Source organism: Reinekea blandensis MED297 (assembly GCF_000153185.1).
Taxonomy (GTDB): domain Bacteria; phylum Pseudomonadota; class Gammaproteobacteria; order Pseudomonadales; family Natronospirillaceae; genus Reinekea; species Reinekea blandensis.
Window position 1 is genome coordinate 135,787 of the sequence record NZ_CH724154.1, and the last position, 24,933, is coordinate 160,719.

Consider the following 24,933-nt stretch of genomic DNA (forward strand, 5'->3'; position numbering starts at 1 on the left):
TTTATGAAGTTCCCAACTCCGGCATTGTCCGGTCCCCTCAGCCTCGCCCTGGCCGTTTCACTGACCGGTTGCGCGCTGTTTTCCAACGATTCGTCTCTGTCTGAGAAAAATCCGGATCTTGGCGGTGGCCAAATTTTACTGTTCACACTCGATGGACAGTTCATCGACGCCGCTAACGTCGGACATCTGCCGGACATGGTGACCTTTATTGACAACCGTCGCCTGATGTCAGCCAACGAAGGCGAACCCTCAGACGATTATCAAACGGATCCGGAAGGGAGCGTCAGTTTGATCGACCTGTCCAGAAATGGCACCGTGGCCGAGGTTAAGACCCTGACGTTTAACGACACGCACCTCCAGGGAAATGTCCGAATTAAACCCGAGACGGCGGCCAGCGTTGATCTCGAGCCTGAGTACATTGCGGTCAGCCCCGATGGGCAACGAGCCTGGGTGTCGCTGCAGGAAAACAACGCCATCGCCATTGTCGATCTGAAAAACGAAGAGATAGTGGCCGTCAAAGACCTGGGGCTGCGCCCGCTTCGCGGACAGCGCATCGATATCACTGACGACGGTGCCGCCAACCCAGTGGCCGATAATCCGGCCAATCTTTATGCCATGTATCAGCCGGATACCCTGGCCGCATACCAGTCCGGTGGTCAAGCCTACCTGGTCTCCGCGAACGAAGGAGATGACCGCGACTATGACGGCTGGGAAGATCTGGAGAAAGTCAAAGACCTCGAACGAGCCGACGGTACTTCAGCACTGTCAGCCACACTTCAGAACCTTTTACTGGACACCGACATGAAGAGCTTACGTGTGGTCCGGGACATGGGTATGAATGAGGCCGGGACCTACATGGATCTGGTAATGACCGGCACCCGGTCGTTTTCCATCTGGGATGAAGATGGCAATCTGGTGTTCGACAGCGGTTCTGCGATTGAAGACTATCTCGCGCAAAACTATCGCAATGTATTCAACACCCGTGTGGACGATACCGACGATCCAGAGGACATTGCTGAGCTCGATGAAGACGGTATCGCCTATGAAATGGTCGGTGATACAGCGTATTTTTGGGAAGGCGTGGATGCCCGCAGTTTAAAAAAGGGAGCGGAACCTGAGGCACTGGCACTGGCGACGATCAACGACCGCACCTATGCCTATCTGGGACTTGAGAAACAGGGTGGCTTTATGGTGTTTGATATCACCAACCCGACTCAAGCGGAACTACGGCAGTATTTTAATGACATCAACTATGGTGCCCTGCCCAGCCAGGCCGGAGACCTCGCACCCGAAGGTATGGTGACGTTTGAACAGGACGGTCAGCATTACCTTGCCGTGGCCCATGAACTGAGCTCAACGGTCGCGCTGTTTGCCCTGAGCGAAGGAGGAACCGTGTCCAAAATCAGCTCACTCAAGGTCGGTAATTTTGGTGAAGGTGCAGCAGAAATTCTGGCTTACTCGGCTCGGAACAAAGCCTTATATGTCACCAATGGCGAGTATAAGCGGGTCGACATACTAGACCTTTCGAACCCGGCCAACCTGCGGGTGATTGGCCAGATTGACTTCTCGGATAAAGCCGACAGTCTGCAGAGTGTCGCAGTACGCGGTAATCTTGTTGCCATCGCGGTTGAATAAGCTTCAGCGCCCACATAAACACAGCCAGGCTTGTGCCTGGCTGTGTTTATTATGATTTGAGCATCCGCACTTCGCGCTGCGGGAACGGGAACTCAAATCCTTCCTGTTTCATCAGTTTCCAAAGGTCGTAAAGCAGATCCCCACCCACCCGGTATTTACCATCGTCAATCGCTTCCATCCAGAACTCGATGTGCAAATCAATGCCATTATCACCGAACCCGGCAATCTCTATATCCGGTTGCTCTTCAAAGGCGTACGCTTCACCGGACAGGACCATCGGGTGATTGGCAAGCATGGTTTTGACCAGAGGAAACAGTCGATCCAGGTCGGTGCTGTAGGCCACTGAAAAATCGATGGCGTAACGCTGTCGTTCGTTCTTATGAGTCCAGTTAGTAAACGATTCGGTAAAGAACACATCGTTCGGCACTACAATGTCTTTACCATCAAAGGTTTCCAGAGTCACCGCCCGCAAGTTGAGTTCACGAATGAGCCCCGAGCGGCCATCATCCAGCTCAATATAGTCGCCAATGGTCAGTGAACGATCCAGCAAAATTATCAGCCCGGAAATAAAGTTGGAGGCTATCGACTGGAGCCCAAAACCGATCCCGACACCCACCGCACCGCCAATGACGGCAAGCGTGGTTAAGTTAATCCCCAGTATGTTCAACAGCACCAGGAAAATCAGAATAAAGACGGCCACTTCAAACAGTTTGGCGACGACTTCTTTGGTGACGTTATCCAGGTTTTTCTGTTCACGGATTTTCTGTTTGCCCAACCGATTGGACACCCGCCCAAACCAAAATAACAGAACACCGAAGTACGCCACCCGCAACACGTCGTAAAGCGACAGTTGAATGTTGCCCAGAGCCAGTTGGTATTGCGCCAGTGCGCCGATCGCCTGATCCAGAACGCCAAGGGTGTTCAGGATCATCAGCGGGACCACGGTAAAAATAATCAAACGCGCCAGATTACGCACCGGCACGAACAGCGAAACCACGCGCACGAGCAATACAATCCCGATCAGCGTTTGCGCCAGCACGATCCAGCGGTGATCTTCGGCCGTTGTCGGATAATAACTATCGAGTAAAATCAAAAAGAGAAACCAGAGTACGCCGGCGCCCAACCGATGCAGGTACCGCACGACGCTGATCCGACGCTTCAGGTGAGACCGGACCAAGGCCAACCGCAGGACAATGGCAAGTAACCAAGCTAACAGACCCAGAACCAGAATGGGCACCAGAATAATCAGGTCCTCAGGCAGCAACTGCCACGACATCAGCCATTTTTTCAGGTACATGCATGCACTCCGGTTTGTTTCAGCTCGACAGCCGCCAGATCGATGATCGAACGCACCTGCCGCTCATATTTGTTCTCGCTATGGTACGCGGCAAATATCGGTCTGGATAGCACGGGGGCGTCTTCGACCGGGTGAAACCAACCCGGCGGATGTTCATCCACCAGCTTTCTAGGCAAGTAGGCAGCCCCTTCGTGCGCCAACAGAAAAGACTGTGCAATGCGCGACTGCCCACAATGCAGAATAACCGGCACCTGGCCGAAGGTTTTGGCAAACTGAATGCTGAATGATGTCCCCCAGTCCACCGCAACATACTGTTGTAACGCGGTGGCCAATGAAGGATCGTTTTGATTACTGGTGACAAAGACTAACTCGGTTTCACCGAGTGCCACGGAGGTAATGTCTGAGTGTTTCAGGCCCTCATACAAAAACGCAAGATCCAGAGTGCGATCCAACAGACGTCTCATGAGAGTGTCTTTAGGCAGAGAATCGGCGCGCAGTACGACATCGTTGAACTGAGTAAAACTGGTGCTGATAACCGCCTGCAAAAACAGCTCCCAAAGGCTGCCAAACGCGCCCAAACTCAGAATGATTTCATTGCGCTGGGTAAGCGAAACTTCCTGTCGGGCACGATCCCAGGCGATGATGATCGACTGCGCATGGGGCAACAGCCGCCGACCGGTTTCCGTTAACTGCAGGTTATTGCGGTAACGGGTGAACAGTGGCGCACCAACGAGGGTTTCCAGCTGTTTAATTCGCGCGCTGATGGCAGCCTGTGTTAAAAACAGGTTTTCGGCAGCGCGCCCGAAATGCCGGGTTTGATGCACTTCCAAAAATGTTTTCAGCAGTTCAGTATCCATAGTTTCCTGTTACGATAAAATGAACCGATCATGTAAAAAGCCGCTCAGGTCCGCGCCTGACCGGTGCCACGACGATAAATATGATCTATCCTGACCACAAACACAATTCATTCGACGTCGGCCCTTCACCCGAACACACTGCTCGGCTTTTTAGGACCTGGCTGATCTGAGGAGGATCCCTGCATGCGCATCGCTGTGCTGTCCCGTAATGAAAACCTGTATTCCACACGCCGACTGAAAGAAGCCGGAGAAGCTCGCGGACATGAGGTCGATGTCATTGACACCCTGCACTGCTACATGGACATCACACGTGCCCGACCGGCCGTCCGTTATCACGGCCATGAACTCCCCTACTACGATGCGGTCATTCCCCGCATTGGAGCTTCCATTACCTTTTATGGTGGCTCGGTCGTGCGTCAGTTTGAAATGATGGGCACCTTTTGTGTCAATGAGTCCGTCGCCATCAGCCGATCACGCGATAAGCTGCGGTCTTTACAGTTGCTCAGCCGCAAAGACGTCGGATTGCCGCGGACCGGTTTCGCCAACAAGCCCGACAACATTAAAGACCTGATCCGCAATGTCGGTGGCGCACCTGTCGTCATTAAACTGCTTGAAGGTACCCAGGGTATCGGTGTCGTGCTCGCAGATACCGCGAAAGCCGCAGAAAGCATCATTGAAGCCTTTATGGGCCTGAAAGCCGACATTCTGGTCCAGGAATACATCAAAGAAGCCGGTGGTGCCGACCTGCGTTGTTTTGTCGTTGGCGGCAAAGTCGTGGCCGCCATGAAACGCCAGGGCGCGGAAGGCGAGTTTCGCTCCAATCTGCACCGGGGTGGTCAGGCAACACTGGTCAGGCTCAGCAAAGAAGAACGGGCGACGGCCGTCAAAGCCGCCAAGGTGATGGGCTTAAATGTCTGCGGTGTGGACATTCTGCAATCCAACAACGGTCCGGTGGTTATGGAAGTTAACTCGTCGCCGGGTCTGGAAGGTATTGAACAAGCAACCAACAAAGATGTTGCCGGCTTGATCTACAAATTCATTGAAGAAAACGCCAAACCTTATAAAACCGGGACACGAGGCAAAGGCTGATGGAAAAGCTGATCATAGGCGCCATTGAGTGTGGGCATTTGCCCGACCTGAGCATTGAGCAAATGCACATCCGTGTGGATACCGGCGCTAAAACGTCGTCTCTGCACGTCGATGGCATTCAGCGCTTCAAGAAAAAGGGAAAACCGCATGTGCGGTTTAACATTCACCCGAACATTCACAACGTCGACTCGGTCGCGTCGTGCTCGGCACCGGTCAAAGACATTCGCCGGATTAAAAGCTCGAATGGCAGTGTCGAAGAGCGATACATTATCGACACCACATTACAGCTCGGAGATCAGCAATGGACCATTGAGTTATCGCTGAGCAATCGCAGCGACATGACATACCTGATGCTGCTCGGACGGCAAGGCATGGGCGACCGACTGCTGGTCGACCCGTCGGCGACGTTTCTGGTCAGTGAAGGCAGTGACGACGCCGAGTAAACCCGGCGCCCTATTCACGATCAGCTGATGTCGTCCCAGCTGTCGTCATCACTGTAATCGGCCATCGCCGGCTGTGACTTACCGCGACCGGCTTCCATCGACAGGTAGCTGGTCTTCCGGCCAATGTGCTGACGGTACTGTAACCAGATTTTTTCATGATCGTTCTGTGCCGTTCGCTGCCCCTGGCAGAACTCCAGAAACTGGCTTTCCTCTGCGGTTTGGGGCGTTCTCAGACCCGACGCTAAATCGTCATAGGCCTGTCCGTGTTTCTCCAGTAACATAGCCTGACGCGTGGTAAAAACGCCGCTTCGGCCAAAGCCATAGGGAAAGTGCTTACTGTCACGAAACTGCTTAGCGGACTGAAAAGAATCCTGAGCCATATCGTCTCACCGATGTGTTGATAACAGTTCCGCATTATCATTAGCGCAAAACCAGCGTAAACCTTAAAAAATTTATCATTACGGTAAAAAAAATTTATCAATTTAAGGGCACAAGGAGTCAGCCTGAATGGAAACCAAACCCGCCCCGACGATGGGGACTCACCGACTGGAATCGATGGACGTCATTCGTGGCCTCGCCCTGTTGGGCATCCTGGTCATGAACATCCAGTCTTTTGCATTGCCACTGGCCGCTTACTCTAACCCTCAGGCCTGGGGAAGCTTCAGTGGGCTGAATGAATGGGTTTGGACGCTGGGACACATTCTCGTTGATGCAAAGTTCATGTCCATGTTCGCTTTACTCTTCGGTGCTGGTATTGCCCTGTTTTGTGAGCGACTGGAAGCACGCGGGGTCCGCGCGTTCCCGGTCCACATTCGGCGTATGGGTTGGCTGGCTCTGTTTGGCTTGGTTCATGCCCATCTGATCTGGTGGGGAGATGTCCTGTTCCCTTACGCCATTTGTGGCTTGCTGTTGTATCGGGCACGAACCCTTCCTATCCGGTCACTCTGGGTGCTGGGAATCAGTCTGTTCAGCGTCGCATTTGTGTTCATTCTGCTTATTCAGCTGTCCGTCCCTTATATGGGTGAGGACGAGTGGATGGACCTGGCGCGCGATTGGCAGCCGGCAATGGCTATTATGCAGGCTGAAATCGATGACATGCGCGGCACCTGGCAACAACAGTTTGCCTTCCGCACCTCAATGGCCACCATGATGGAAACCTATGGCCTGCTGGTACTGATTTTCTGGCAGGCCGGCGGGCTCATGCTGGCGGGCATGGCGCTCTATCGCGAAGGGTTGTTCAGTGGCCAACTGACCAACCGGCAACTGACACAGCGCACAACGGTGTTTTTGCTCGGTGGATTTAGCCTGGTCATCACCGGACTGGTTTACAATCACGTACATGGCTGGACGGCAGAATCGTCCATGCTGGGCGGCAGTCAATTCAACTATCTTGGCAGTGCTCTGGTGGCACTCGGTTACGTCCACCTGATGGTCTTACTGGTTCAGCTCGACCGCGTTCGGCGGTTGCGCCGAGGGCTGAGCCGAATCGGTCGCATGGCGTTTACCAACTACATTGCGCAATCACTGATCTGTACCTCGATTTTTTACGGCTTCGGCTTATCGCTGTTTGGGCAACTGACGCGCTGGCAACTGGTCCCCATCGTCGTGCTGGTCTGGCTCTTACAATGGTTTGGTTCTAAATGGTGGCTGGCTCGTTATCGCTATGGCCCATTGGAATGGATGTGGCGTCGGCTGACCTACTGGCAGCCACTCGCTAACCGTTCATAACACAATCAAAAAAACGGAGCGCTGTGCGCTCCGTTTTACTCTCTCCAGCGGTTTAAACCCGCCTGTGTTATTGCTTGAGCAGATAATCGTAGGCACTTAAGGCCGCTTTTGAGCCTTCACCCATCGCTATGACAATCTGCTTGTAAGGTACCGTGGTGACATCGCCCGCGGCATAGATTCCTTCTTCACTGGTTTCACACTTCTCGTTGATGATCACTTCACCGTAAGACGTGCGCTCAACAGTGCCATCGAGGAATGCACTGTTCGGTACCAAACCGATCTGAACGAACACACCACTCAACTCGGCCCGGTTCATGGCTTCTGTCGCCCGATCCTGATACTCAATGCCAACGACCTTGCCGTTGTCTGCCACGATTTCTTTGGTCGCGACATTTTTCAGAATCTCGATATTACTGCGGGTCTGAGCCTGCTCAACCAGTACCTGATCCGCTTTCAGTTCTGGCATAAACTCAAACACCTTCACTGACTTCACAATACCAGCAAGATCCAGCGCGGCCTCGATACCGGAGTTACCACCACCGATCACGGCCACGTCTTTTCCTTTGAAGAACGGACCATCGCAGTGCGGGCAGTAGGCCACGCCCTGGCCGACGTTCTCGCGCTCACCAGGCACACCCAGTTCACGCCAGTTGGCACCAGTCGCCACAATGACGGTTTTGGTTTCGATCTCTTCGCCGGAAGACAACACCACCTTTTTAGTCGCACCTTTTTCAATGCGATCCACGCGCAGATGTTCGCGTTTAGTGACGGTATAGTCATCAAGGTGCTGCGCCATGTTCGCAGACAGTTCCGGACCGGTGGTTTTCGATGTCCCGATCAGGTTTTCGATGCCCATGGTGTCCTGTACCTGACCACCAAAACGGTCGGCTACAATCGTTACCGCCAGGCCTTTACGCGCCAGATAGATAGCGGCCGCGATACCCGCAGGACCACCACCGATCACGACAGAATCCTGCAACGGCAAAGACTCAGTCGGAGCTTGAGCCCCGGCCAGTTCCGGGTGTTTCTCCAGCAGTTTGTCAATAATCTGCGCGGTGCTGATTTTGCCATTGGCAAACGGCTCGCCGTTCAGGTACACGCTCGGTACACCCTGGATGTTGCGAGCTTCAATTTCGTCTTTGTACAAACCGCCGTCGATCATCTCGGTGGTGATGTTGTCGTTCATCACGGCAAACTGATTCAGTGTTTGCACCACGTCCGGACAGTTGTGACAGGACAAGCTGACAAAGACTTCGAAGTTCAGTGGCGCATCAACGGCCTTCACCAGGTTTTTAATCTGGTCGTCCAGCTTTTGCGGTTCGGAGTCGGCATACAATACTGCCAATACCAGTGAGTTAAACTCGTGCCCACCCGGGATGCCGGAAAAGACAATGCCAGTCGGTTGGCCATCGGCTTCCACCTGAAAGGTAATCGGGCTGCGCAGCTGCGGCAATTCACGCTCTTCAAACGTTAACTTGTCTGAGACGGACGTAAAGTCCTGCAAGAACTTTTTCAGTTCGTCACGCTTGCTGTGCTCACCGGTGTTCAACACCAGGCTAACGGAACGAGTCAGATTCGCCGTATAGCCTTTCAGTGCGTTCAATAAATCGTTCGTTAACATGGAGTCGTCCTATGAAAACTGTTAAAAATTTGGGGTAAAAATAGCCACCGCCGCAGCGGTGGCGAAACGATCAGGTCGGGAATGACGTCGACCGGATCACTCAGGGTCCGACCGGATAAGGGGAGTCCGGTCGAGTTGCCATTTAAGATCGTTTAGATCTTACCGACGAGGTCCAGGCTTGGAGTCAGAGTCGCTTCACCTTCTTCCCAAGCGGCTGGGCATACTTCGCCGTCGTGGTTCTGAACATACTGGGCCGCTTTCACTTTACGCAGCATGTCTTTCGCGCTACGGCCGATGCCCAGATCGTGAACTTCCTCAACTTTGATCACGCCATCAGGGTTGGCCAGGAACGTACCACGCAATGCTTGACCAGCGTCTTCAATCATGATGCCGAAACCACGAGTCACGGCGCCTGTAGGGTCTGCCAGCATTGGGTATTCCAGTGTATTGATCGCAGTGCTGTGCTCGTGCCATGCCGCGTGTACAAAGTGAGAGTCCGTTGATACTGAGTACACTTCAACACCCAGATCTTTCAGCTCACCGTAGATTTTCTGCATGTCTTCCAGTTCGGTTGGGCAGACGAACGTGAAGTCCGCAGGGTAGAACAGGAAGATTGACCACTTGCCTTTCACGTCTTCGCTGGTGATCGTTTTGAACTCACCATTGTGGAACGCTTCTACTGAGAATTCTGGGATGGTTTTGTTGATCATGGTCATGATGGTTTTCCTCTTTGGTTTCAGTTAGTTGCTGTGTCGTTCAGCTCTGGTGACAAAGATAAGGCATGCTCGTCATTCTTTAAATCAGGTTAAAAAGATCTTTATATTCGAAAAAATCGATTGTACGATTTGCACACATTGACCTCTCGGAGCCGGTAATGATTTCGCTGAAACAGCTGAACTACGCCTTGGCCGTACAGCACACGCGCCATTTCAAGCAGGCGGCTGAACGCTGCTATGTCTCGCAGTCCACACTGAGTTCGGCCATCGCCGAGTTGGAAAGCCAGTTGGGGGTGCAGATTTTTGAGCGGGACAACAAAAAAGTCCTGATCACACCACTGGGGGAGCAGATTCTGGCTCGGGCGCAGGATGTGATTAACCAGGTACAGGACATCGAGCAGTTAGCCAAAAGCCGTTCCGAACCCTTAAGTCAACCGATGAAGCTGGGCGTCATTCCAACCATCGGACCTTACTTGTTACCTCAGGTATTGCCCGCTTTGCGACGCCAATACCCCGATTTTGAGCTGTCGCTGGTCGAGAGCCAGTCGGCCGATCTCGTCGACAAAGTCCGACGCGGCGTACTGGATACCGCCATCATCGCCTTGCCGTACGATACCGAAGGCTTGCTGACCTTCCCGTTCTGGGAAGAAGACTTCTATGCCATCTGTCATCAGGACTTACCGCTGGCCCGGGTCGACAACATCGACAAGGCCACCTTGCAGGACACCTCATTGCTGTTGCTCGATGAAGGTCACTGCCTGACCGATCATGCACTGTCCGTCTGTAACATGCCCCGACCGACTCAGGATAAAGGTGTCGCCGGTACCAGCCTGTTTACGCTGGTACAAATGGTTGCCGGCAAAATGGGCACAACGCTGGTGCCGAAGATGGCGTTGAACAGCTTCATCCCCAATAACCCGGAACTGAAAGCCATGCATCTGGATGAACCCGGTCCGCATCGGAAGATCGCCTTCATCATTCGGCCAAACTACGCCGGCATTGAAGACATTGAACGATTGAAAGGCATTTTCTGTGAGGCACTGTCTGCTTCGGAATAGCCGAAGCTGATGTTCGGATTTATTTGATTGCAGCATCAATGTGGTAAGCGCATCGTTATCAGCAAGTCCAAATCAACCCAAAGGAGCGCTGAGATGACACATACAACCGAAACCCGCTGCAATTACAGCAATGACTACTACGGTGACCGAGTCTGCAAACCCACGTCACCGCAGACAACCACAAAAGACTGACCGAACAACCACTGTACGGTAAACTGCGGTTTTCACATTGCATGGGGGCCACCGCATGGCTGAAACCGCACTGAATTTTCTGGATGTTCTGATCTGGCCGGTGATCGTTCTCACCGGTCTGTTTCTGTTCCGCCAACCACTGCTGGAACGCTTGAGTCACGCCAACAAGTTAAAATACAAAGATCTGGAAATCGAATTCAGCGAAGACATACAAACCGTTCAACAGGTTGCCCAACAAGCCTTTCCTATTCAGCAACAGGATATCAAAGCTCAGCTCTTGGCTCGCGCGGTCCATTTTCCCAGTACGACCATCCGGGATGCCTGGCGCGAGGTCGATCAAGCCGCACTCGCCTTACTCCAACTGCACGACGCCGACGATGACATTTCTGATGACACGCGTTTTAAAGACATCGCCGATGCTCTGATGGACGAGAACCTGCTGAGCACGAAACAAATCAAGTTGTTTCATGAACTTCGACGACTGCGCAACAAAGCCGCCCATGCGGAAGATTTCACTGTGAGCACGGCCGATGCGATTCAGTACGTGGAACTGTGCTTTCGTGTAATCGACTCATTGATTACTGCAGCCGGAAGCTCAACCGTAAAGATGGCACCTTAGCGGAAAAACGGCACACCGGGCTGATTCATAAAGCGCTTATTAGCTTGCGCTGAGACGACTGACAAGGCGAACCGGGCAATCATCCTGTATCAGTAAATCCGCATGGTCCTCCCAGAGAAATCCGGAACGCTGCATGTTTTGAATCATCTCAAACATAGGATCGTAGTAGCCTTGAACATTGTAAAAGGCGACAGGCTTCTGATGATGGCCGAGCTGCGCCCAGGTCCAGGCTTCAAAAATTTCGTCTAAGGTGCCCGCACCGCCGGGCAACGCGACGAACGCATCGGCCAGTTCTGCCATGCGAGCCTTACGGGCATGCATATCTGACACGTCTTCGAGCCGCGTCAAGCCGGTATGAGCCACTTCCTGATGTGACAACTGCGTTGGGATCACACCGATGACCTCCTGACCTCCAGCCAGAACTGCATCAGCGATGACGCCCATTAAACCGACCTGCCCACCGCCGTACACAATGGAATGGCCGGCATCGGTAAGGGCCTGACCGAGCTTGGTCGTCGACTCGGCAAAGGCCGGATCGTGACCCAGTTTCGAGCCACAAAACACCGCGACCCTCATTTGGTGCCCCAGATTTTAGCAACCGCCGCATCGGAACCCAGCGTTGCGATAACCAGGGCAACAAAACCCAGAAGGAAAAAGAACACCACGGGAACCAACGCACCCAAACTTCCAATGCTCAATGCCACCCAGGCCGAACCGAGTGAGAGGCCGATAAACACCACACTGAGAAACAGCAAAGCCATGCGATGCGACTTCTGATAATTGTCCGGCGCCGTATCGGATTCAAAAAACCGTAAAATGGGCCAGCAAACTTTGGTGAGTAATGATTTCATGAGTTGTCTTTGATCAGAACGAAGCCTTACTTCAGGGTACCTCTAATAAGCCTGATGGTGCTATGGCTTTTCAGAAAAAGTGACTGTCTAGGCGCGGTTAGCAGCGAATGTCTGGACCTTTGCAAAAACCGGAACAACGACAGGCACTTTTTCTGAAAGTCGGGATGCCGCACCACCCTTCGGGCGAGCCTGAAACGAAACCATCAAAATCGAGCCACACCCAGAATAGGTTTGAATGCAGACCTTAGAACTCAGACGCTCAACCAAGGCGCAATAAACTCAAGTAAGGCTGAATGCAATGCCGGATCGCTGGCAAACACAACCCCCGTGCGGTTCAGGTACAACGATTCTGCGCTGTTTAAGGGCAACGGTCGTCCAAAAGCATCCGAGCAGGGTTTACCTGTGGCGGCGAACAGTCCGGCCGATGCGGCAAAGTCCCACAATGCACCGCCACCGCGATTCGCTTTTGGCAGTTTCAGATAAAAGGCATGCGACGATTGCAGTACACCGACGGCATTCATGACAGCGCCCCGGTCAGACACCATTTGCACATTCGAGTACCCCAACTGGCGGGCAAAACCGGTCAGTTGCTGCATAAATGGCGCAAAGGCGGGCTGCTTAAAAAAGCCGGTGTCGGTAAAAAAGGTCAGCGTTTCTTTGACAGTCACCGCAGGAGTCGGCGCGGACAGGCGCCAGGACAACCAGCGCTGTCCGCTCGGCGGATGTAAAACACCACCGAGTAAGGGTGTACCGTCCTGAGCGACCAGGGCAATAGCAACGGAGTATCCCTGCCCGTCTTCAATAAACGACAAGGTGCCGTCGAGTGGGTCAACGCACCAGAACGCCGACGCGGTTAAGCGAGAATGGTGCGACTCGTCTTCAAGGCTGTCGCTGCTTTCTTCACCAAGCCAGGCCAGGGACAGTTCATCGCTGACCGGCTGTAAGGCTTGGTAGATGGATTTTTCAATGGCAATGTCGAGGTCGGTCACCACCTGCGACGCTTCTGATTCTCCACCGCGTTTACGGTGAATCGTCAGGGCCTGTCGATCAACCTGAACAAACTGTTGTTCGGCCGCATTAAGCGCCGCTTCCAAAGCCTGCCGACAGTGATCAATCGCCAACGAAGAAAACGACGTCATTCGGGACTCCTGTGTAGATAATGCAAAGCCTGTGCAGTCTGTTCAGCCATATAACCATTCAGCTTCCAATGCGTTGGACTCCAACCGGACAGAAACCGCTGAAAGTCAGCCCAGGCGAGGGGATACAGTGCGCGCCAGTCGTTTTCCAGTTGCAATCGCTCAGTTTGCGTCAAGCGATCAGATAACGCATCCGCCAGCACCGCAAAATAAACATTCAACAAATCCTCCGCGTGAGCAAAACATTGCGCTTCGCTCAGGCAACTGGTCATGAAATAGACCACGTCTTTCATACCGCATCCGCGTCCGACGTACTGAAAATCGACGGCCGCAACGCGTTGGCCGTCTTCGCTGAAACAGAAATTTGCCAACTTTGCATCGCCGTGCACCAGCGTCTGATAAGCCGTCTGACGCAGGGCACTATCAATGGCCTGAGCCGACCGTTTGAGTGGACTGCCGGGCATGGCCGCATACTCATCCGGCCGGGTGTCCAGATGCCAGTAGGTTCCAGTTGGCCAGAGGTTTTCCGGTTCAACCGACAGAAAACGCGCATGAAAATGAGCGAGCCAATGCAAACAAACGCGCACCTGGACCAGCTCGATCTGTTCAGGAACCACCGGAAAATGCGGACTGAGATCTTCCAAGACCAGATCGAGCCGGTTCTCATTCTGCTGTACCGCCAAAGGCTGCGGACAATAACAGTCGCTCGAGACCCGTGGCGCATAATGTTGGTACCAGGCTGTTTCTACCTGATAGGACGTCAGTTTTCGCTGATGAGAAAAATCAGACTGCCAACCGCGGGGATGAGCCGCCGCCGGCAATGGAAAGGCGACCTGTTTTACCACAACGGTTTGCGGACCATTCCCGTCTAAAAACACCCGGGATAATTCCCCGTACCCACCCCACAAGGTTTGCATTGGCTCGACGCTTACGACTGTGCCAAGCGACGCCAACAGGCCACCTAAGGTGTCGTCAGTTGTCATGTAGCACCCTTTCTAATCGATGCTGCGCATCGGACAGATACGCGCCCCCGAATATCAGCGCATGGTTCAGGATATGATAAAGCTGATACCAGGGTCGTCGACGCGGGTAACCGGCGTCTAAAGGCCAGACCGCCTCGTAGCCCTGATAAAACTCAGCCGGGAAACCTCCAAACAACTCTGTCAAAGCCAAATCAGTCTCCCGATCGCCATAGTAACTGGCCGGGTCAAAAAACACCGGTCGCCCCTGTTTGTCTCCGGCCAGATTGCCACTCCATAGGTCACCATGCAGCAACGATGCAGCGGGTTGATATTCTCGAAAACAATCATGAAAGGCGGTCAAATCCGGGAGCCGTCTCGTTAATGCCGGTTCGTCCAACTGATGAATCAAGGGGGTCAGTCGCTGCTCTATGAAAAAATCACCCCAGTTGCTTTGCCAGTCATTGGGCTGAACGGTTGTCCCTAACAGGTTGTCCGCATACCAGCCACAGGACGTTTGAGTAACCTGATGGCATCGTGCCAATTGCTGTCCCGCCATAAAAAAACCGGCAGCTGGCAAGCCACTCAGATCACACCAGGTCAGAACCAGGGCCTGAACGTCGCCAACGGCCGACTGAGCTAAAACCTTCGGTGTCGACAGTCCACCCACTTCCGACAACTCCGTCAGTGCGCGGGCTTCTTCTGTAAAAAAATCAGCGTCATCGGTTCGTTGAAGTTTCACAAACAGCGACGGCCCTGAGCCTTCAACGCGATAGGCCTGATTAATCTGCCCACCATGACAGGGCGTGGCCGTCAGCCTTTCTTCCCCGGCTAACTGACACTGCTGTAATAATTGCTGAATGAGCGCAGTCATGATTTGGATCGGGTCGCGCCGCGAATATCCACCTGGTTAAAATCGGGCCATTCATCCCATTGTGGATAATGCGCATCGGGTTCATCCCACGGTGCCCGGTGCGACATAAAAATGTGAGCGGCCGGTTGTTGCGTCACATCGGTGTCGAGTGAACCCAGACGGACACGGACGTAATCGCCACCTTGGCCAACCTGAGTGAACAGCGGGCTGCCACAACGGCTACAGAAATAGCGCCGCTTTCCCGGCGAAGACTCGTAAGTTGTTAGCCGTTGATTCGGATCATCAACAAGGAAGTCGTCACGTGCGACCGCGACGTTTATACCGCCGATCGAACCGCTGGCTTTGCGACAGGAACGGCAATGGCAGATGACATAATCGCCTTCGATATGCTCAAACTCGTAACGGACATCGCCGCATAGGCAGCTTCCGTGGTGCATAAAATAGTCCAAAATCGAAATGAACGGACATTGTCGGACGATGATCAGGCTTATTCAATGCCGATCTGTTCAAAGGTTCCCGGCGGACCGGTGACCCGCGTCCGGACGACCTGCTGTGACACCGCCATGACATTGCATTCGTAGTAGTACGCTGTGCGCTCCTGCCCTTCAATGGTGAGATCCAGAATCACGAAGTATTCCTGAGTATCCGCCAGATACCGGGTCGACATGGAATCCATTCGCGAGTCCAGCAAGGCACTGCCGATTTGGGCGCGGGCGCTGCGTTTACAGGCTTCAACGGCAGGTTGGAGACTGCCTTCGGCACGATCGGCACCCTCCAGTTGGTCACTGCGAAAGGGAGCGAGCACCGAGTAACCGGTGAACTCACTCAACACGTAAAGGCCCATCACAGCGATAACAAACAGCACGGAAACAATCAGCCACGCAGATGAAGACTCAGGTTTTCGGTCAGCCATGACGATTCAAACAACACCTCAATAACAGGTCATCCTCACATCATAGGACATTTCCGGGCGCTGTCACCTGCACGGGAAAGTCGCCACCTGTATGCAGAAGCGACGCCACCGAAAACCGATAACAATTATCATTTACATTAAAGATCAGGGTGCGCTATGGTTTCGCTCCTGCTATCAGAGACTCAGCCATGCCAACCACGCGTTTTACCTTCGCCGCCGATGCCCACCGAGTATTTATCGACATCAACGGCATCACCAATCATCACGCCGAACAACTGACAGAAATGCAACGCGATCTGTCAGGACGCTGGTTCATCGACGTGGAGATCCCAACCGGCTTTATCGGTTCATACGCGTTCATGCCCATCACCGATTCGCTGCCGACCTTTGCGAGCAGTCGCGAACGTTGGCGTTACCTGTCGCCCATAGCTGTGGCGGACCCGGCTAACCGAGGTCCGGTCTTAGGCAATGCCTGGGGCGGAAGCGCCTCCGTTTTTGACCCTGAAGGCCAACTGGCGGACATTGATTTCAGCGTTCTGTCACTGCCGGTTCAGACCTGGCGCAGCCAGATGCTGAACAATGAGCGTGCCGTCTGGTGGCTGAACACCCAACCCTCGGATGATCAACAACCGGTGCCGTGGGTCATCCTGCTGGACGGTGAAGACTGGGTAAAAAACCTGCCAATCGCCCCGACACTGCTGCAGATGACACAAACCGGTACCCTACCGCCCGCCAAATACCTGTTTATCAGCCGGCGTAATCTGGAAAGCCGAAGCGGAGAACTGCCCAACAACCCGCGCTTCTGGCAGGCCGTGATTCAGGAGCTTCTGCCGGCCATGCAGGAGACCTTGGGTGCATCACCCGAAGAGGTGGTGGTCGCCGGCCAAAGCTTTGGCGGCTTGTCCGCCGTTTATGCAGCGTTGCACTTCGGCGATACCGTGCGCAAGGCCATCAGCCAGTCGGGCTCGTTCTGGTACCCCGACCGACAAGCGGCCATGGACGATCACCTGACCGACTTTACCGTCGATACGGCGCTGCAAACCGTTCGGCAACGGAAACCTACGTCCATTCATCTCACCGCCGGTACGTTAGAAGGTAATATGCCGGTATTTTCACAAGCCATGGCTCGGGTGCTGGACGCGCAGCAGGTCCCGTTTACCTTACGCCATGTGGTTGGTGGTCACGACCGAGCCAGTTGGTTCCTGTCGTTGCTGGATGGACTGATCTGGTCCCTGACTGACGGTCCGGCTGATACGAATCAAGAGAATGATAATTAATATCATTTACAAATAAGAATTACTCCCATAAAATCCCTGCCATTCTGACCGATAGGAACTGGCATGGGCCCGCTCACACTGACAGTCGTTCGCAGCCAAACCATGAGCACCGCTTTAAAACGCCTGGTGCTCACCGGCGAAGGCCTGCAGAGAATCCCGGAGGACAACGCCGGGTTGCACATCAAGCTGTTCTTTAAAACTAAACAACAGTCGCAACTGGTACTGCCCGAACGAGACGCCAACGGTAAGATTCAATGGCCTGCCGCCGAGCTGAAACCCATCGCCCGAACCTACTCCATTGCCGGTTATGACCGGACCCTGAATGAGCTCGCCGTCGACTTTGTTCTGCATGATGCGCCCGGCCCGGCGGCCGACTTTGCACGCCAGGCACAGCCGGGCGATACGCTCGGTTTTGCAGGGCCTGGTCCGATCACCCTGTATCACCCTAAGGCACAACACTTTCTTCTTGTGGGTGACCTGTCGGCAACTCCGGCGCTGTCAGCCGTCGCCAATGAGATTCACAACCCGGACAGCCTGACGATTTATCTGGACTTACCCCACGGTGTCTCTGAAGACGACATTCGCCGTCATTACTTCCCGGCCGCCGACACTCAGTTGACCTGTGTTTTCTCCGGGCATCCGTCCGGTCCGGATTTTCTCACGCCGATACAAACGCGCCTGCAAAACCTGCCACCGGAACAGACCAGCCTGACCCTCGCCGGTGAACACAATGCGGTGGTGGCCTTGCGTACCGAAGCACGCCGATTGGGCTTTACGAAACCACAGCTTTATGCAGTGCCGTATTGGCGGCACACCATGAACGAAGAAACCTATCACGCTGAACGACATGCCGTGATGGACAACTGACATAAAACGAATAACAGACTTAACAGGAGACTCATCATGAACGCTGCATTGAAAACCCTGCTGGCAACGGCCACGCTGACCGTCGCAGGCAGCACCCTTGCCGATACATTTACTGATGCTCAAGGCACCGTCACCATCGACGGTACGCCCAACACCATTGTCACCTTTGATCTGGCGCCTCTGGATACCTTCGATACGCTCGGTGTAAAGGTCACCGGCGTAACGAAGCCGCACGCGCTGGGTTACCTGTCGAAATTTAAAGGCGACGATTACACCGATGTTGGCAGCTTTTTTGAACCGGATGTCGAAACCACGGCTTCGCTTGAACCTGACCTGATTGTTCTCGGTCCGCGCAGCGCCAAATTCAAAGATCAGTTTGACGAGTTTGCGCCAACCTTTGATGCTTCCGTCTGGGGTGCCGACTTTCTGGATCAGTTCTACTCCATGACCACAGAACTGGCAGCCGTCGTTGGTAAAGAAGCCGAAGCGGAAGAACATCTGGACGCCATCCGTGCGAAAGTCTCTGACGTGAATGTGGCCGCCGCTGATGCCGGTAACGCGCTGTTTATTCTGACCTCCGGCGGTAAAATTTCAGCCTACGGTCCGGGGTCTCGCTTCGGTTGGTTCTATGATGAACTGGGTGTGCAGCCAGCCGTACAGGATGTTGAAGCGGCGACTCACGGCGAGCCGATTTCCTTTGAGTTCCTGAAAGATGTAAACCCGGATTGGTTGTTTGTTCTGGATCGCGATGCTGCCATTGGCCAGTCCAGCGGTGCGGCAAAAGCGCTGCTCGATAACGACATCATTAACTCCATGCCTGCGGCACAGAACGACCGTATCGTTTATGTCGATGGTGTCGCCTGGTACATGGTGGCGTTCGGTTTGACCGCGGTTGATACGGCCGTGACCGAAGTGCGCGATGCGCTTGTTCAATAACCGATGAAAGCCTTTCTGCTTACGCTTGGTTTGGTGGCGGCGCTGGCCGTCATCAGCCTGTTTGTCGGCGTGGCGGATCTTTCCGCCAGTGAGGAGAATTACTCGCTCCTGTTTTTGACGCGCATTCCCCGCACCCTGGCGGTCTTGCTGGCAGGCAGTTCATTGGCAATCGCCGGTGTCATAATGCAAATGCTGGCGCGCAATAAATTTGTCGAACCGACCACGACCGGCACGGTGGAATGGGCCACACTCGGCATCCTGTTGCTGTTGATTTTTGCACCAGAATCCAGCGTTATGGTCAAGCTGATTGTCGCGTGTCTGTTTGCCGTCGTAGGTGCCGTCAGCTTTCTGTTTCTGCTTAGCCGCATCCGCATTCAGTCAGAAGTTATTGTGCCATTGGTCGGCATTATGTACTCCGGCATCATGAGTTCGACGATCACCTTCATTGCCTTTCAGTACGATTTGATTCAATCCATCTGGACGTGGATTCAAGGCGACTTCTCCATGATCATGCGCGGTCGTTACGAACTGCTCTGGCTCAGTGGTGTGCTTTGCATTGCTGCTTACATCACGGCCAATCAGTTCACCCTGGTTGGGCTCGGAGAGAGTGTGGCGAAAAATCTGGGCGTCAATTACCGCTGGATCGTAATCTGGGGTGTTTGTATGGTTGCCGTCATCTCCGGTATCACCGTGGTCAACGCGGGCGTCATTCCATTTCTCGGTCTGGTTGTCCCCAATCTGGTCAGTGTGTTTATGGGCGATAATCTGCGCAAATCTCTGCCCTGGATTGCCCTGATCGGTGCCGGCCTGGTCTTGGCCTGCGACCTGCTCGCGCGAACGCTGCGTTACCCCTATGAAGTGCCCATCGGCATCATCATGGGTGTGTTTGGCAGCGTCATCTTTCTTTCTATTCTGCTGCATCGGAACCGTCAATATGACTGAAGCTGTTTCCCGTCCGCGGCCATTGCATTGGCCAACACTGACGCCCGGTTGGCGTCTGGCTCTTTTGTTGACCTTGGTGGTGTTTGCGATTGCCCTGTACCTGACGTGGGACATTAAAGCGAGCCTGGCGTTTACTCTGAAGTACCGCAGCAAAAAACTCATCACGCTGTTACTGGTGGGTTTTTCGGTGTCGACGGCCACGCTGTTGTTTCAGACATTGAGCCAGAACCGCATTCTGACCCCGGGCATCATGGGGTTCGATGCGCTCTATGTGCTGATCCAATCGATTCTGGTTCTGACGCTTGGCGTCATCGGTTTCAACACTCTGAACCCCTACATGAAATGGGGCATGGAAACCGCACTGATGATCCTCGCCATGCTGATGATGTATCGGCTGCTCTTTCGTGGTAACCAGCAGTCTCTGCAGTTCATGATGCTGGCCGGGATTATTTTTGGCGTCCTGTTTTCCAGTGGCAGTGCGCTGGTGTTTCGGCTACTGGATCCGACTCAGTTTGGTGTGCTGCAGGATGCGCTGTTTGCCACCTTTGCGGCGGTCGATCCTATTCTGCTGCAGATTTCTTTCGGCGTGCTGGCCGTAACCGCAGTAGCCCTGTGGCGCACACATGCCCGATTGGACGTGATGCTGCTCGGTCAGAACAGTGCCACCAGCCTCGGCTTAAACTACAACGCCATGGTGCTGATGATTCTGCTGTTGGTGGCGATTCTTGTCAGTCTGTCGACGGCGCTGGTCGGACCGGTCTCCTTTTTCGGCCTGCTGGTTGTGCACCTGGCCTATCGGCTGGCTGGTTCTTATCAGCACCGTTTTCTGATTCCATTCGCCGCCCTGCTGGGCATGCTGACCCTGGTCAGCGGCGAATTTATTCTGCAACACCTCACTAACTTCAGCACCCGACTCAGCATCATCATTGAGTTTTTCGGTGGACTGTTCTTCTTGGCGTTGATTATCCGACAGGGGAAAGCATGATTGAACTGAGCAATATCTGCCTGAGCTATGGTAAAAACGACATTCTGACCAACGTGAGTCTGTCACTTCGCCAACAGGGTCTGACCTCCATCATCGGCCCTAACGGCGCCGGAAAATCATCATTGCTCGCGATCCTGAACCGGTTGCAAAAACCAACGTCTGGTGAAGTCCGGATTGATGGACAACCGATTGACAGCTTTGATAACCGAGTCCTGGCAACGCGGCTCTCCATTCTGCGACAGGATAATCAGATCAACGCCCGCATCAGCGTGCGTGATCTGGTTTGCTTTGGCCGGTTCCCGTATCACAACGGTCGCCCGACGGCAGAAGACTGGGCCGTCATTGATCAGGCCATTCATTACCTCGATATGTCGGACCTGCAGGATCGCTATCTGGATCAGCTGTCCGGCGGCCAGCGACAACGGGCATTCATTGCCATGGTGTTGGCTCAGGATACTCAGTACGTATTTCTGGATGAACCCCTGAACAACCTCGACATGAAACACAGCGTCGCCATCATGAAGCAACTACGACGCGCCTGTGAAGAGCTCAGCAAAAGCATCGTGGTCGTTCTGCACGACATCAACTTTGCGTCCTGCTACTCCGATGAGATTGTGTCCATGAAACATGGCCGCATTGCACACAGCGGCTCACCCGAGCAGGTGATGCAGGATCATATTCTGATGGACTTGTACGACATGCCGTTGAGTGTGCAACAGATCGACGACAAACGCTTGTGTCTGTATTACCTGTAAACCCAGTTACACATTCGCACCCGGAGGCGACACTATGAAAACCATCAGTCGAACACTCGCAGGCCTCTTAGTGATGATTTTACTGATCGCACTGAGCGGACACGCGGCCGGTCTATCTGTCAAAGACGCGCTTTCAGGACTGGTCCTGTTGGGATGCCTTGGTTTTCTGATTGCAGGGCGACCGGACAGCGATTCCGGTCACGACCCCGGTTGGTAACCCATGGCTACAGAGTCTGTACCCATTCTTCCAGGTTCAGATTTTCACGCTGTTGTGGCGGTTCAAACAGCTTAGTCACCGCCGTAAACACCGCTTCGTTATCAAACGCTGCCCGCTCGGGCTGAGCCACCCGGCGTTGAGCGATTCGAGCCAAACAAACATCGTCTGACGCGGACAGATAAACCGCCCGGTGCGCCGCCGCAACGTCGGTTGCCAACTGCACAAACCACTGCCGGTCTCGCTGCGTGTTCGCCGGGAAATCCAAGACAACGGCATTGCCGACTGACAACAACTGTTGCACATGCGGCCGGATGACGGACAACAGACGACGATGGCGTACGACAAAGTCGTCGAAGGTCTGAATCTCATCGGGATAAAGCAAACTGAGCCAATCGTCTTCTGAAATCCGTATCGCACCAACTTGCTCAGCCAGGGTTTTCGAGTGGGTCGACTTCCCTGCACCCATTTTCCCAATCAGAAAATACAGAGTTCCTTTGTTCGTCATGCCAGATTCCTTACACATCAATTTTATCGATCCGACGTTGATGTCGGCCGCCAGCAAAGGTCGCCGCAAGCCAATGATCAACGATCGCTAACGCATCGGTCTCGGTCATCATGCGCTGCCCAATGGCAATCATATTGCAATTACCATGTGCCATCGACAACTCAGCCGTTCTGAGGTTCCAGACCACGGCGCACCGAATGCCCCGGATCCGGTTCGCGACAATGGCTTCATTGCCACTGCCACCGACGATGATGCCTCGTTGACAATCATTCCGGGCAACGGCTTCGGCGGCTGGCCGGACGATATCGGGATAGTCGACCGGCTCTTCCGAGTGGGCGCCAAAATCCTGAACCGACACCCCGCGCTCAAGAAGAGCCTTACGAATGGACTCTTTATAGTAAAAACCAGCGTGGTCACACGCTAACGCAACAATCAATATGGTTTCTCCTCTATTTGCATCCGGTTAAAGCCAGGCGATGTCTACGATAGGAAGTGTTCGAACTTAATAAGTGGGTAACCATCAGGAAGCGATGGCCCCAGGCGCGAAAGAGGGTTCAATATTGGCTGAGCCGGATGTCAGTGAGATCGGCGTTTGAGAGGAGAACAGGAAAAAGAAAACAAAAAGGTGTGCGGGTTATCTGCAGACACCCGGAATGAGACCGGTCAGCCGGCCTCGTAGAACAGGTCAGCAACCTCATGCTCATTCAGTGCCGCCAAGGTTTGATTGATGATGTCTCGGGTCGCGATACCGCATTTACCGCACTGAGATGCGGTCCCCAGGATCGAATTGACCTCTCGAAGGCTGCTGGCCCCATCGACCACCGCTTCGCGAATCTGAGTATCGGTTACGCCTCGGCACAAACAAACGTACATTGCTCTACCCTATGCAGTTGATAGTGTGGACTATAATCCAAATGAAACGCATTCTCAAATGAGAATTCAATCATTTAACAATAATTCACAGTTAGCGATGATTATCGTTAAGAATTGACGTCACGCGTTGAGTAAGATCAGCTTTTTAAATGGTTTGGGAGTTCGATCATGGTTAGATTACTGTCGGTTTCTGTGGTCTTGAGTCTGTTGCTTTGCGCGACCGCCTTGGCAGGTACGCCCCTGCGCGTCGCCTCCCACAACATCCATTACATCCTCCCGAACAACCCTGACGATGACTGGGAAACCCGCCGGGATGCCGTGATTGCCGTCATAGACGACATGGCCGCCGACATCCTCGCTTTTCAGGAAATGGAATCCTTTGTCGGCGGTGTGAATCATCAGAACCTGCAGTTGGACTGGGTTCTCGAACACCACCCGGACTATAACGCCGGCGCCTTCAGCGATAATGCCGACCAGTTCCCCATCACCCAGCCGATTCTTTACCGCCGGGATCGGTTTTCACTGCAAACGCAGGGGTTCTTTTTCTTTTCGGAAACCCCGGATGTCATCTACTCAAGGCAATGGGATGGTCGCTACCCCTATTTTGTCAGCTGGGTCGAACTGTTCGATCACACGAATGACCGCAACCTGTTCGTGTTTAACTTCCATAACGACTTCGCCAGTCGCAGCAATCGACGCCAATCCTCAGAGCTGACCGCTGAACGCATCGAGCAGATCGCTGGTGAAACACCGGTGATCCTGTTAGGAGATTTCAATGCGCCAGTCTGGTTTCGTGAGGTGGAACGGTTTGAACCGAAGCTGACACCAATAAAGCCCGGCGGCAGCACCAACCGCATTCTGGGACTGAAACTGTTACCGGCCATCGACCACATCCTCATATCAGACGACTTTGTTGCCGATACCGATGTTCAGGTTTGGGACCGCCGATACGGCGGGGAGTACCCCAGTGATCACTTCCCGATCAGTGCAGATATCCGTTTTTCAGATTAACCCCCCACCCGAGAAGCCACTATACAACTTCCTGACAATATTTTGCGCGCAAAACAATTGACAGGCAAACTACTTCACCGTATTGTTTTGCGCACAAACTAAATGCACAGCAACAGGAAACGATCATGGCAACTCTCGAAAAAACACTGTACACCGCACAAGCCATAGCAACCGGCGGTCGTGAAGGCACCGCTAAAAGCTCAGACAACAAACTGGATGTCACGCTGAGCACACCTAAAGAGCTCGGTGGTGCCGGCGGCGACGGTACCAACCCCGAACAACTCTTTGCTGCGGGCTATGCCGCCTGCTTCATTGGCGCCCTGAAAGTGGTCGCCGGTGCCGCGAAAATTAAACTGCCGGAAGATACCTCCATCCAATCCAAGGTTCATATCGGTCCGGTCGGCGCTGGCTTTGGTATCGCAGCTGAACTGGCCGTCAGCATTCCTGGCATCGACCAGGACACCGCCCAGACGTTGGTTGAAAAAGCGCATGAAGTATGCCCATACTCCAATGCCACGCGCGGTAACATTGATGTCAAACTGAGCGTTCTTTAAGACATGAACCGTTAACAAAAAAC

The 24,933-nt window shown here is 53.7% G+C and carries 30 protein-coding genes; 15 read left to right on the forward strand and 15 right to left on the reverse strand.

Going from position 1 to position 24,933, the window contains the following annotated elements:
• Positions 1-3: 3 nt before the first annotated feature.
• Complete coding sequence (locus MED297_RS18185; protein WP_008047559.1) at positions 4-1,635, forward strand: choice-of-anchor I domain-containing protein; 1,632 nt, start codon at positions 4-6, stop codon at positions 1,633-1,635.
• 49 nt (positions 1,636-1,684) lie between these two features.
• Here MED297_RS18185 and MED297_RS18190 read toward each other — a convergent pair whose 3' ends face one another.
• The gene (locus MED297_RS18190) at positions 1,685-2,932 is read right to left on the reverse strand and encodes a mechanosensitive ion channel family protein (RefSeq protein ID WP_008047560.1); all 1,248 of its coding nucleotides are present in this window, start codon (positions 2,930-2,932) and stop codon (positions 1,685-1,687) included.
• The gene (locus MED297_RS18195) at positions 2,923-3,789 is read right to left on the reverse strand and encodes a LysR family transcriptional regulator (protein WP_008047561.1); all 867 of its coding nucleotides are present in this window, start codon (positions 3,787-3,789) and stop codon (positions 2,923-2,925) included. Before MED297_RS18195 ends, MED297_RS18190 begins: the two co-directional genes overlap by 10 nt.
• A gap of 183 nt (positions 3,790-3,972) precedes the next feature.
• On the opposite strand from MED297_RS18195, the gene rimK reads away from it, so the two are divergent.
• Entirely contained in the window at positions 3,973-4,878 is a 906-nt protein-coding gene (rimK, locus tag MED297_RS18200; protein WP_008047563.1) for a 30S ribosomal protein S6--L-glutamate ligase, read from the forward strand.
• Positions 4,878-5,321: an ATP-dependent zinc protease family protein gene (locus tag MED297_RS18205; protein ID WP_008047565.1), complete on the forward strand. Its 444-nt coding sequence runs from the start codon at positions 4,878-4,880 to the stop codon at positions 5,319-5,321. The genes rimK and MED297_RS18205 overlap by 1 nt, the downstream gene beginning before the upstream one ends.
• 20 nt (positions 5,322-5,341) lie before the next feature.
• On the opposite strand, the gene MED297_RS18210 is transcribed toward MED297_RS18205, so the two are convergent.
• The gene (locus MED297_RS18210; RefSeq protein WP_008047567.1) at positions 5,342-5,701 is read right to left on the reverse strand and encodes a MaoP family protein; all 360 of its coding nucleotides are present in this window, start codon (positions 5,699-5,701) and stop codon (positions 5,342-5,344) included.
• Positions 5,702-5,828: 127 nt separating this feature from the next.
• On the opposite strand from MED297_RS18210, the gene MED297_RS18215 reads away from it, so the two are divergent.
• Positions 5,829-7,049, forward strand: a complete 1,221-nt coding sequence (locus MED297_RS18215) for a DUF418 domain-containing protein (protein WP_008047569.1) — start codon at positions 5,829-5,831, stop codon at positions 7,047-7,049.
• A 67-nt stretch (positions 7,050-7,116) separates the two neighbouring features.
• On the opposite strand, the gene ahpF is transcribed toward MED297_RS18215, so the two are convergent.
• Both ahpF and ahpC read right to left on the reverse strand, forming a co-directional pair.
• Entirely contained in the window at positions 7,117-8,670 is a 1,554-nt protein-coding gene (gene ahpF, locus MED297_RS18220) for an alkyl hydroperoxide reductase subunit F (RefSeq protein WP_008047571.1), read from the reverse strand.
• Positions 8,671-8,822: 152 nt separating this feature from the next.
• Positions 8,823-9,380: an alkyl hydroperoxide reductase subunit C gene (gene ahpC / locus MED297_RS18225; RefSeq protein WP_473965379.1), complete on the reverse strand. Its 558-nt coding sequence runs from the start codon at positions 9,378-9,380 to the stop codon at positions 8,823-8,825.
• A gap of 164 nt (positions 9,381-9,544) precedes the next feature.
• Between ahpC and MED297_RS18230 the strand changes: the two genes are divergently transcribed.
• Both MED297_RS18230 and MED297_RS18235 read left to right on the forward strand, forming a co-directional pair.
• Positions 9,545-10,444: a hydrogen peroxide-inducible genes activator gene (locus MED297_RS18230; RefSeq protein WP_008047576.1), complete on the forward strand. Its 900-nt coding sequence runs from the start codon at positions 9,545-9,547 to the stop codon at positions 10,442-10,444.
• 247 nt (positions 10,445-10,691) lie between these two features.
• Positions 10,692-11,255, forward strand: coding sequence for a DUF4145 domain-containing protein (locus MED297_RS18235; protein ID WP_008047577.1), 564 nt, complete (start codon positions 10,692-10,694; stop codon positions 11,253-11,255).
• A gap of 39 nt (positions 11,256-11,294) precedes the next feature.
• On the opposite strand, the gene MED297_RS18240 is transcribed toward MED297_RS18235, so the two are convergent.
• From MED297_RS18240 to MED297_RS18270, 7 genes are all read right to left on the reverse strand, one after another.
• Positions 11,295-11,831, reverse strand: a complete 537-nt coding sequence (locus tag MED297_RS18240; RefSeq protein WP_008047579.1) for an LOG family protein — start codon at positions 11,829-11,831, stop codon at positions 11,295-11,297.
• Entirely contained in the window at positions 11,828-12,106 is a 279-nt protein-coding gene (locus tag MED297_RS18245; RefSeq protein WP_008047580.1) for a hypothetical protein, read from the reverse strand. Before MED297_RS18245 ends, MED297_RS18240 begins: the two co-directional genes overlap by 4 nt.
• Positions 12,107-12,357: 251 nt before the next feature.
• The gene (locus MED297_RS18250; RefSeq protein WP_008047582.1) at positions 12,358-13,245 is read right to left on the reverse strand and encodes an inositol monophosphatase family protein; all 888 of its coding nucleotides are present in this window, start codon (positions 13,243-13,245) and stop codon (positions 12,358-12,360) included.
• A complete protein-coding gene (locus MED297_RS18255; RefSeq protein ID WP_008047584.1) occupies positions 13,242-14,225 on the reverse strand; it encodes a phosphotransferase in 984 nt (327 codons plus the stop codon). The genes MED297_RS18250 and MED297_RS18255 overlap by 4 nt, the downstream gene beginning before the upstream one ends.
• On the reverse strand, positions 14,215-15,075 hold the full coding sequence (locus MED297_RS18260) for a fructosamine kinase family protein (protein WP_008047586.1): 861 nt from the start codon (positions 15,073-15,075) through the stop codon (positions 14,215-14,217). Before MED297_RS18260 ends, MED297_RS18255 begins: the two co-directional genes overlap by 11 nt.
• Positions 15,072-15,512 carry a GFA family protein gene (locus tag MED297_RS18265; RefSeq protein WP_008047588.1) on the reverse strand — a complete coding sequence of 147 codons (441 nt, stop codon included), beginning with the start codon at positions 15,510-15,512 and terminating at the stop codon, positions 15,072-15,074. The genes MED297_RS18260 and MED297_RS18265 overlap by 4 nt, the downstream gene beginning before the upstream one ends.
• A gap of 50 nt (positions 15,513-15,562) precedes the next feature.
• Positions 15,563-15,988 (reverse strand): hypothetical protein, encoded by a 426-nt coding sequence (locus tag MED297_RS18270; protein WP_008047589.1) that lies wholly within the window; start codon positions 15,986-15,988, stop codon positions 15,563-15,565.
• Between the two features lie 188 nt (positions 15,989-16,176).
• Here MED297_RS18270 and fes point away from each other — a divergent pair, with 188 nt between their 5' ends.
• The 7 genes from fes to MED297_RS18305 all read left to right on the forward strand — a co-directional run bounded on the left by fes (position 16,177) and on the right by MED297_RS18305 (position 21,967).
• Positions 16,177-17,265: an enterochelin esterase gene (gene fes / locus MED297_RS18275; RefSeq protein WP_008047590.1), complete on the forward strand. Its 1,089-nt coding sequence runs from the start codon at positions 16,177-16,179 to the stop codon at positions 17,263-17,265.
• Between the two features lie 63 nt (positions 17,266-17,328).
• The gene (locus MED297_RS18280) at positions 17,329-18,132 is read left to right on the forward strand and encodes a siderophore-interacting protein (RefSeq protein WP_008047591.1); all 804 of its coding nucleotides are present in this window, start codon (positions 17,329-17,331) and stop codon (positions 18,130-18,132) included.
• A gap of 36 nt (positions 18,133-18,168) precedes the next feature.
• Positions 18,169-19,068, forward strand: a complete 900-nt coding sequence (locus MED297_RS18285) for a siderophore ABC transporter substrate-binding protein (RefSeq protein WP_008047592.1) — start codon at positions 18,169-18,171, stop codon at positions 19,066-19,068.
• Between the two features lie 3 nt (positions 19,069-19,071).
• On the forward strand, positions 19,072-20,010 hold the full coding sequence (locus MED297_RS18290; protein ID WP_008047593.1) for an ABC transporter permease: 939 nt from the start codon (positions 19,072-19,074) through the stop codon (positions 20,008-20,010).
• Positions 20,003-20,995, forward strand: a complete 993-nt coding sequence (locus tag MED297_RS18295) for an iron chelate uptake ABC transporter family permease subunit (RefSeq protein ID WP_008047594.1) — start codon at positions 20,003-20,005, stop codon at positions 20,993-20,995. Before MED297_RS18290 ends, MED297_RS18295 begins: the two co-directional genes overlap by 8 nt.
• Complete coding sequence (locus MED297_RS18300) at positions 20,992-21,750, forward strand: iron ABC transporter ATP-binding protein (protein ID WP_008047595.1); 759 nt, start codon at positions 20,992-20,994, stop codon at positions 21,748-21,750. The genes MED297_RS18295 and MED297_RS18300 overlap by 4 nt, the downstream gene beginning before the upstream one ends.
• A 34-nt stretch (positions 21,751-21,784) precedes the next feature.
• Positions 21,785-21,967, forward strand: a complete 183-nt coding sequence (locus MED297_RS18305) for a hypothetical protein (RefSeq protein WP_008047596.1) — start codon at positions 21,785-21,787, stop codon at positions 21,965-21,967.
• A gap of 7 nt (positions 21,968-21,974) precedes the next feature.
• Here the strand turns inward: MED297_RS18305 and MED297_RS18310 are convergent, their stop codons facing one another.
• The 3 genes from MED297_RS18310 to MED297_RS18320 form a co-directional block, all read right to left on the reverse strand.
• The gene (locus tag MED297_RS18310; protein ID WP_040557612.1) at positions 21,975-22,472 is read right to left on the reverse strand and encodes a P-loop nucleotide/nucleoside kinase family protein; all 498 of its coding nucleotides are present in this window, start codon (positions 22,470-22,472) and stop codon (positions 21,975-21,977) included.
• A 10-nt stretch (positions 22,473-22,482) separates the two neighbouring features.
• Positions 22,483-22,908, reverse strand: coding sequence for an RpiB/LacA/LacB family sugar-phosphate isomerase (locus MED297_RS18315; RefSeq protein ID WP_008047599.1), 426 nt, complete (start codon positions 22,906-22,908; stop codon positions 22,483-22,485).
• A 227-nt stretch (positions 22,909-23,135) separates the two neighbouring features.
• Positions 23,136-23,345, reverse strand: coding sequence for a bacterioferritin-associated ferredoxin (locus MED297_RS18320; protein WP_008047601.1), 210 nt, complete (start codon positions 23,343-23,345; stop codon positions 23,136-23,138).
• A gap of 168 nt (positions 23,346-23,513) precedes the next feature.
• Here MED297_RS18320 and MED297_RS18325 point away from each other — a divergent pair, with 168 nt between their 5' ends.
• Together MED297_RS18325 and MED297_RS18330 are read left to right on the forward strand one after the other, a co-directional pair.
• Entirely contained in the window at positions 23,514-24,356 is an 843-nt protein-coding gene (locus MED297_RS18325; protein ID WP_008047603.1) for an endonuclease/exonuclease/phosphatase family protein, read from the forward strand.
• Between the two features lie 125 nt (positions 24,357-24,481).
• On the forward strand, positions 24,482-24,910 hold the full coding sequence (locus tag MED297_RS18330) for an organic hydroperoxide resistance protein (protein ID WP_008047605.1): 429 nt from the start codon (positions 24,482-24,484) through the stop codon (positions 24,908-24,910).
• Positions 24,911-24,933: the final 23 nt, after the last annotated feature.

What these genes read in the sequence shown, in the direction of transcription:
- MED297_RS18185 (WP_008047559.1), top strand. Translation starts at nt 4, where the DNA reads ATGAAGTTCCCAACTCCGGCATTGTCCGGTCCCCTCAGCCTCGCCCTG.
- MED297_RS18190 (WP_008047560.1), bottom strand. Translation starts at nt 2,932, where the DNA reads ATGTACCTGAAAAAATGGCTGATGTCGTGGCAGTTGCTGCCTGAGGAC.
- MED297_RS18195 (WP_008047561.1), bottom strand. Translation starts at nt 3,789, where the DNA reads ATGGATACTGAACTGCTGAAAACATTTTTGGAAGTGCATCAAACCCGG.
- rimK (WP_008047563.1), top strand. Translation starts at nt 3,973, where the DNA reads ATGCGCATCGCTGTGCTGTCCCGTAATGAAAACCTGTATTCCACACGC.
- MED297_RS18205 (WP_008047565.1), top strand. Translation starts at nt 4,878, where the DNA reads ATGGAAAAGCTGATCATAGGCGCCATTGAGTGTGGGCATTTGCCCGAC.
- MED297_RS18210 (WP_008047567.1), bottom strand. Translation starts at nt 5,701, where the DNA reads ATGGCTCAGGATTCTTTTCAGTCCGCTAAGCAGTTTCGTGACAGTAAG.
- MED297_RS18215 (WP_008047569.1), top strand. Translation starts at nt 5,829, where the DNA reads ATGGAAACCAAACCCGCCCCGACGATGGGGACTCACCGACTGGAATCG.
- ahpF (WP_008047571.1), bottom strand. Translation starts at nt 8,670, where the DNA reads ATGTTAACGAACGATTTATTGAACGCACTGAAAGGCTATACGGCGAAT.
- ahpC (WP_473965379.1), bottom strand. Translation starts at nt 9,380, where the DNA reads ATGATCAACAAAACCATCCCAGAATTCTCAGTAGAAGCGTTCCACAAT.
- MED297_RS18230 (WP_008047576.1), top strand. Translation starts at nt 9,545, where the DNA reads ATGATTTCGCTGAAACAGCTGAACTACGCCTTGGCCGTACAGCACACG.
- MED297_RS18235 (WP_008047577.1), top strand. Translation starts at nt 10,692, where the DNA reads ATGGCTGAAACCGCACTGAATTTTCTGGATGTTCTGATCTGGCCGGTG.
- MED297_RS18240 (WP_008047579.1), bottom strand. Translation starts at nt 11,831, where the DNA reads ATGAGGGTCGCGGTGTTTTGTGGCTCGAAACTGGGTCACGATCCGGCC.
- MED297_RS18245 (WP_008047580.1), bottom strand. Translation starts at nt 12,106, where the DNA reads ATGAAATCATTACTCACCAAAGTTTGCTGGCCCATTTTACGGTTTTTT.
- MED297_RS18250 (WP_008047582.1), bottom strand. Translation starts at nt 13,245, where the DNA reads ATGACGTCGTTTTCTTCGTTGGCGATTGATCACTGTCGGCAGGCTTTG.
- MED297_RS18255 (WP_008047584.1), bottom strand. Translation starts at nt 14,225, where the DNA reads ATGACAACTGACGACACCTTAGGTGGCCTGTTGGCGTCGCTTGGCACA.
- MED297_RS18260 (WP_008047586.1), bottom strand. Translation starts at nt 15,075, where the DNA reads ATGACTGCGCTCATTCAGCAATTATTACAGCAGTGTCAGTTAGCCGGG.
- MED297_RS18265 (WP_008047588.1), bottom strand. Translation starts at nt 15,512, where the DNA reads ATGCACCACGGAAGCTGCCTATGCGGCGATGTCCGTTACGAGTTTGAG.
- MED297_RS18270 (WP_008047589.1), bottom strand. Translation starts at nt 15,988, where the DNA reads ATGGCTGACCGAAAACCTGAGTCTTCATCTGCGTGGCTGATTGTTTCC.
- fes (WP_008047590.1), top strand. Translation starts at nt 16,177, where the DNA reads ATGCCAACCACGCGTTTTACCTTCGCCGCCGATGCCCACCGAGTATTT.
- MED297_RS18280 (WP_008047591.1), top strand. Translation starts at nt 17,329, where the DNA reads ATGGGCCCGCTCACACTGACAGTCGTTCGCAGCCAAACCATGAGCACC.
- MED297_RS18285 (WP_008047592.1), top strand. Translation starts at nt 18,169, where the DNA reads ATGAACGCTGCATTGAAAACCCTGCTGGCAACGGCCACGCTGACCGTC.
- MED297_RS18290 (WP_008047593.1), top strand. Translation starts at nt 19,072, where the DNA reads ATGAAAGCCTTTCTGCTTACGCTTGGTTTGGTGGCGGCGCTGGCCGTC.
- MED297_RS18295 (WP_008047594.1), top strand. Translation starts at nt 20,003, where the DNA reads ATGACTGAAGCTGTTTCCCGTCCGCGGCCATTGCATTGGCCAACACTG.
- MED297_RS18300 (WP_008047595.1), top strand. Translation starts at nt 20,992, where the DNA reads ATGATTGAACTGAGCAATATCTGCCTGAGCTATGGTAAAAACGACATT.
- MED297_RS18305 (WP_008047596.1), top strand. Translation starts at nt 21,785, where the DNA reads ATGAAAACCATCAGTCGAACACTCGCAGGCCTCTTAGTGATGATTTTA.
- MED297_RS18310 (WP_040557612.1), bottom strand. Translation starts at nt 22,472, where the DNA reads ATGACGAACAAAGGAACTCTGTATTTTCTGATTGGGAAAATGGGTGCA.
- MED297_RS18320 (WP_008047601.1), bottom strand. Translation starts at nt 23,345, where the DNA reads ATGTACGTTTGTTTGTGCCGAGGCGTAACCGATACTCAGATTCGCGAA.
- MED297_RS18325 (WP_008047603.1), top strand. Translation starts at nt 23,514, where the DNA reads ATGGTTAGATTACTGTCGGTTTCTGTGGTCTTGAGTCTGTTGCTTTGC.
- MED297_RS18330 (WP_008047605.1), top strand. Translation starts at nt 24,482, where the DNA reads ATGGCAACTCTCGAAAAAACACTGTACACCGCACAAGCCATAGCAACC.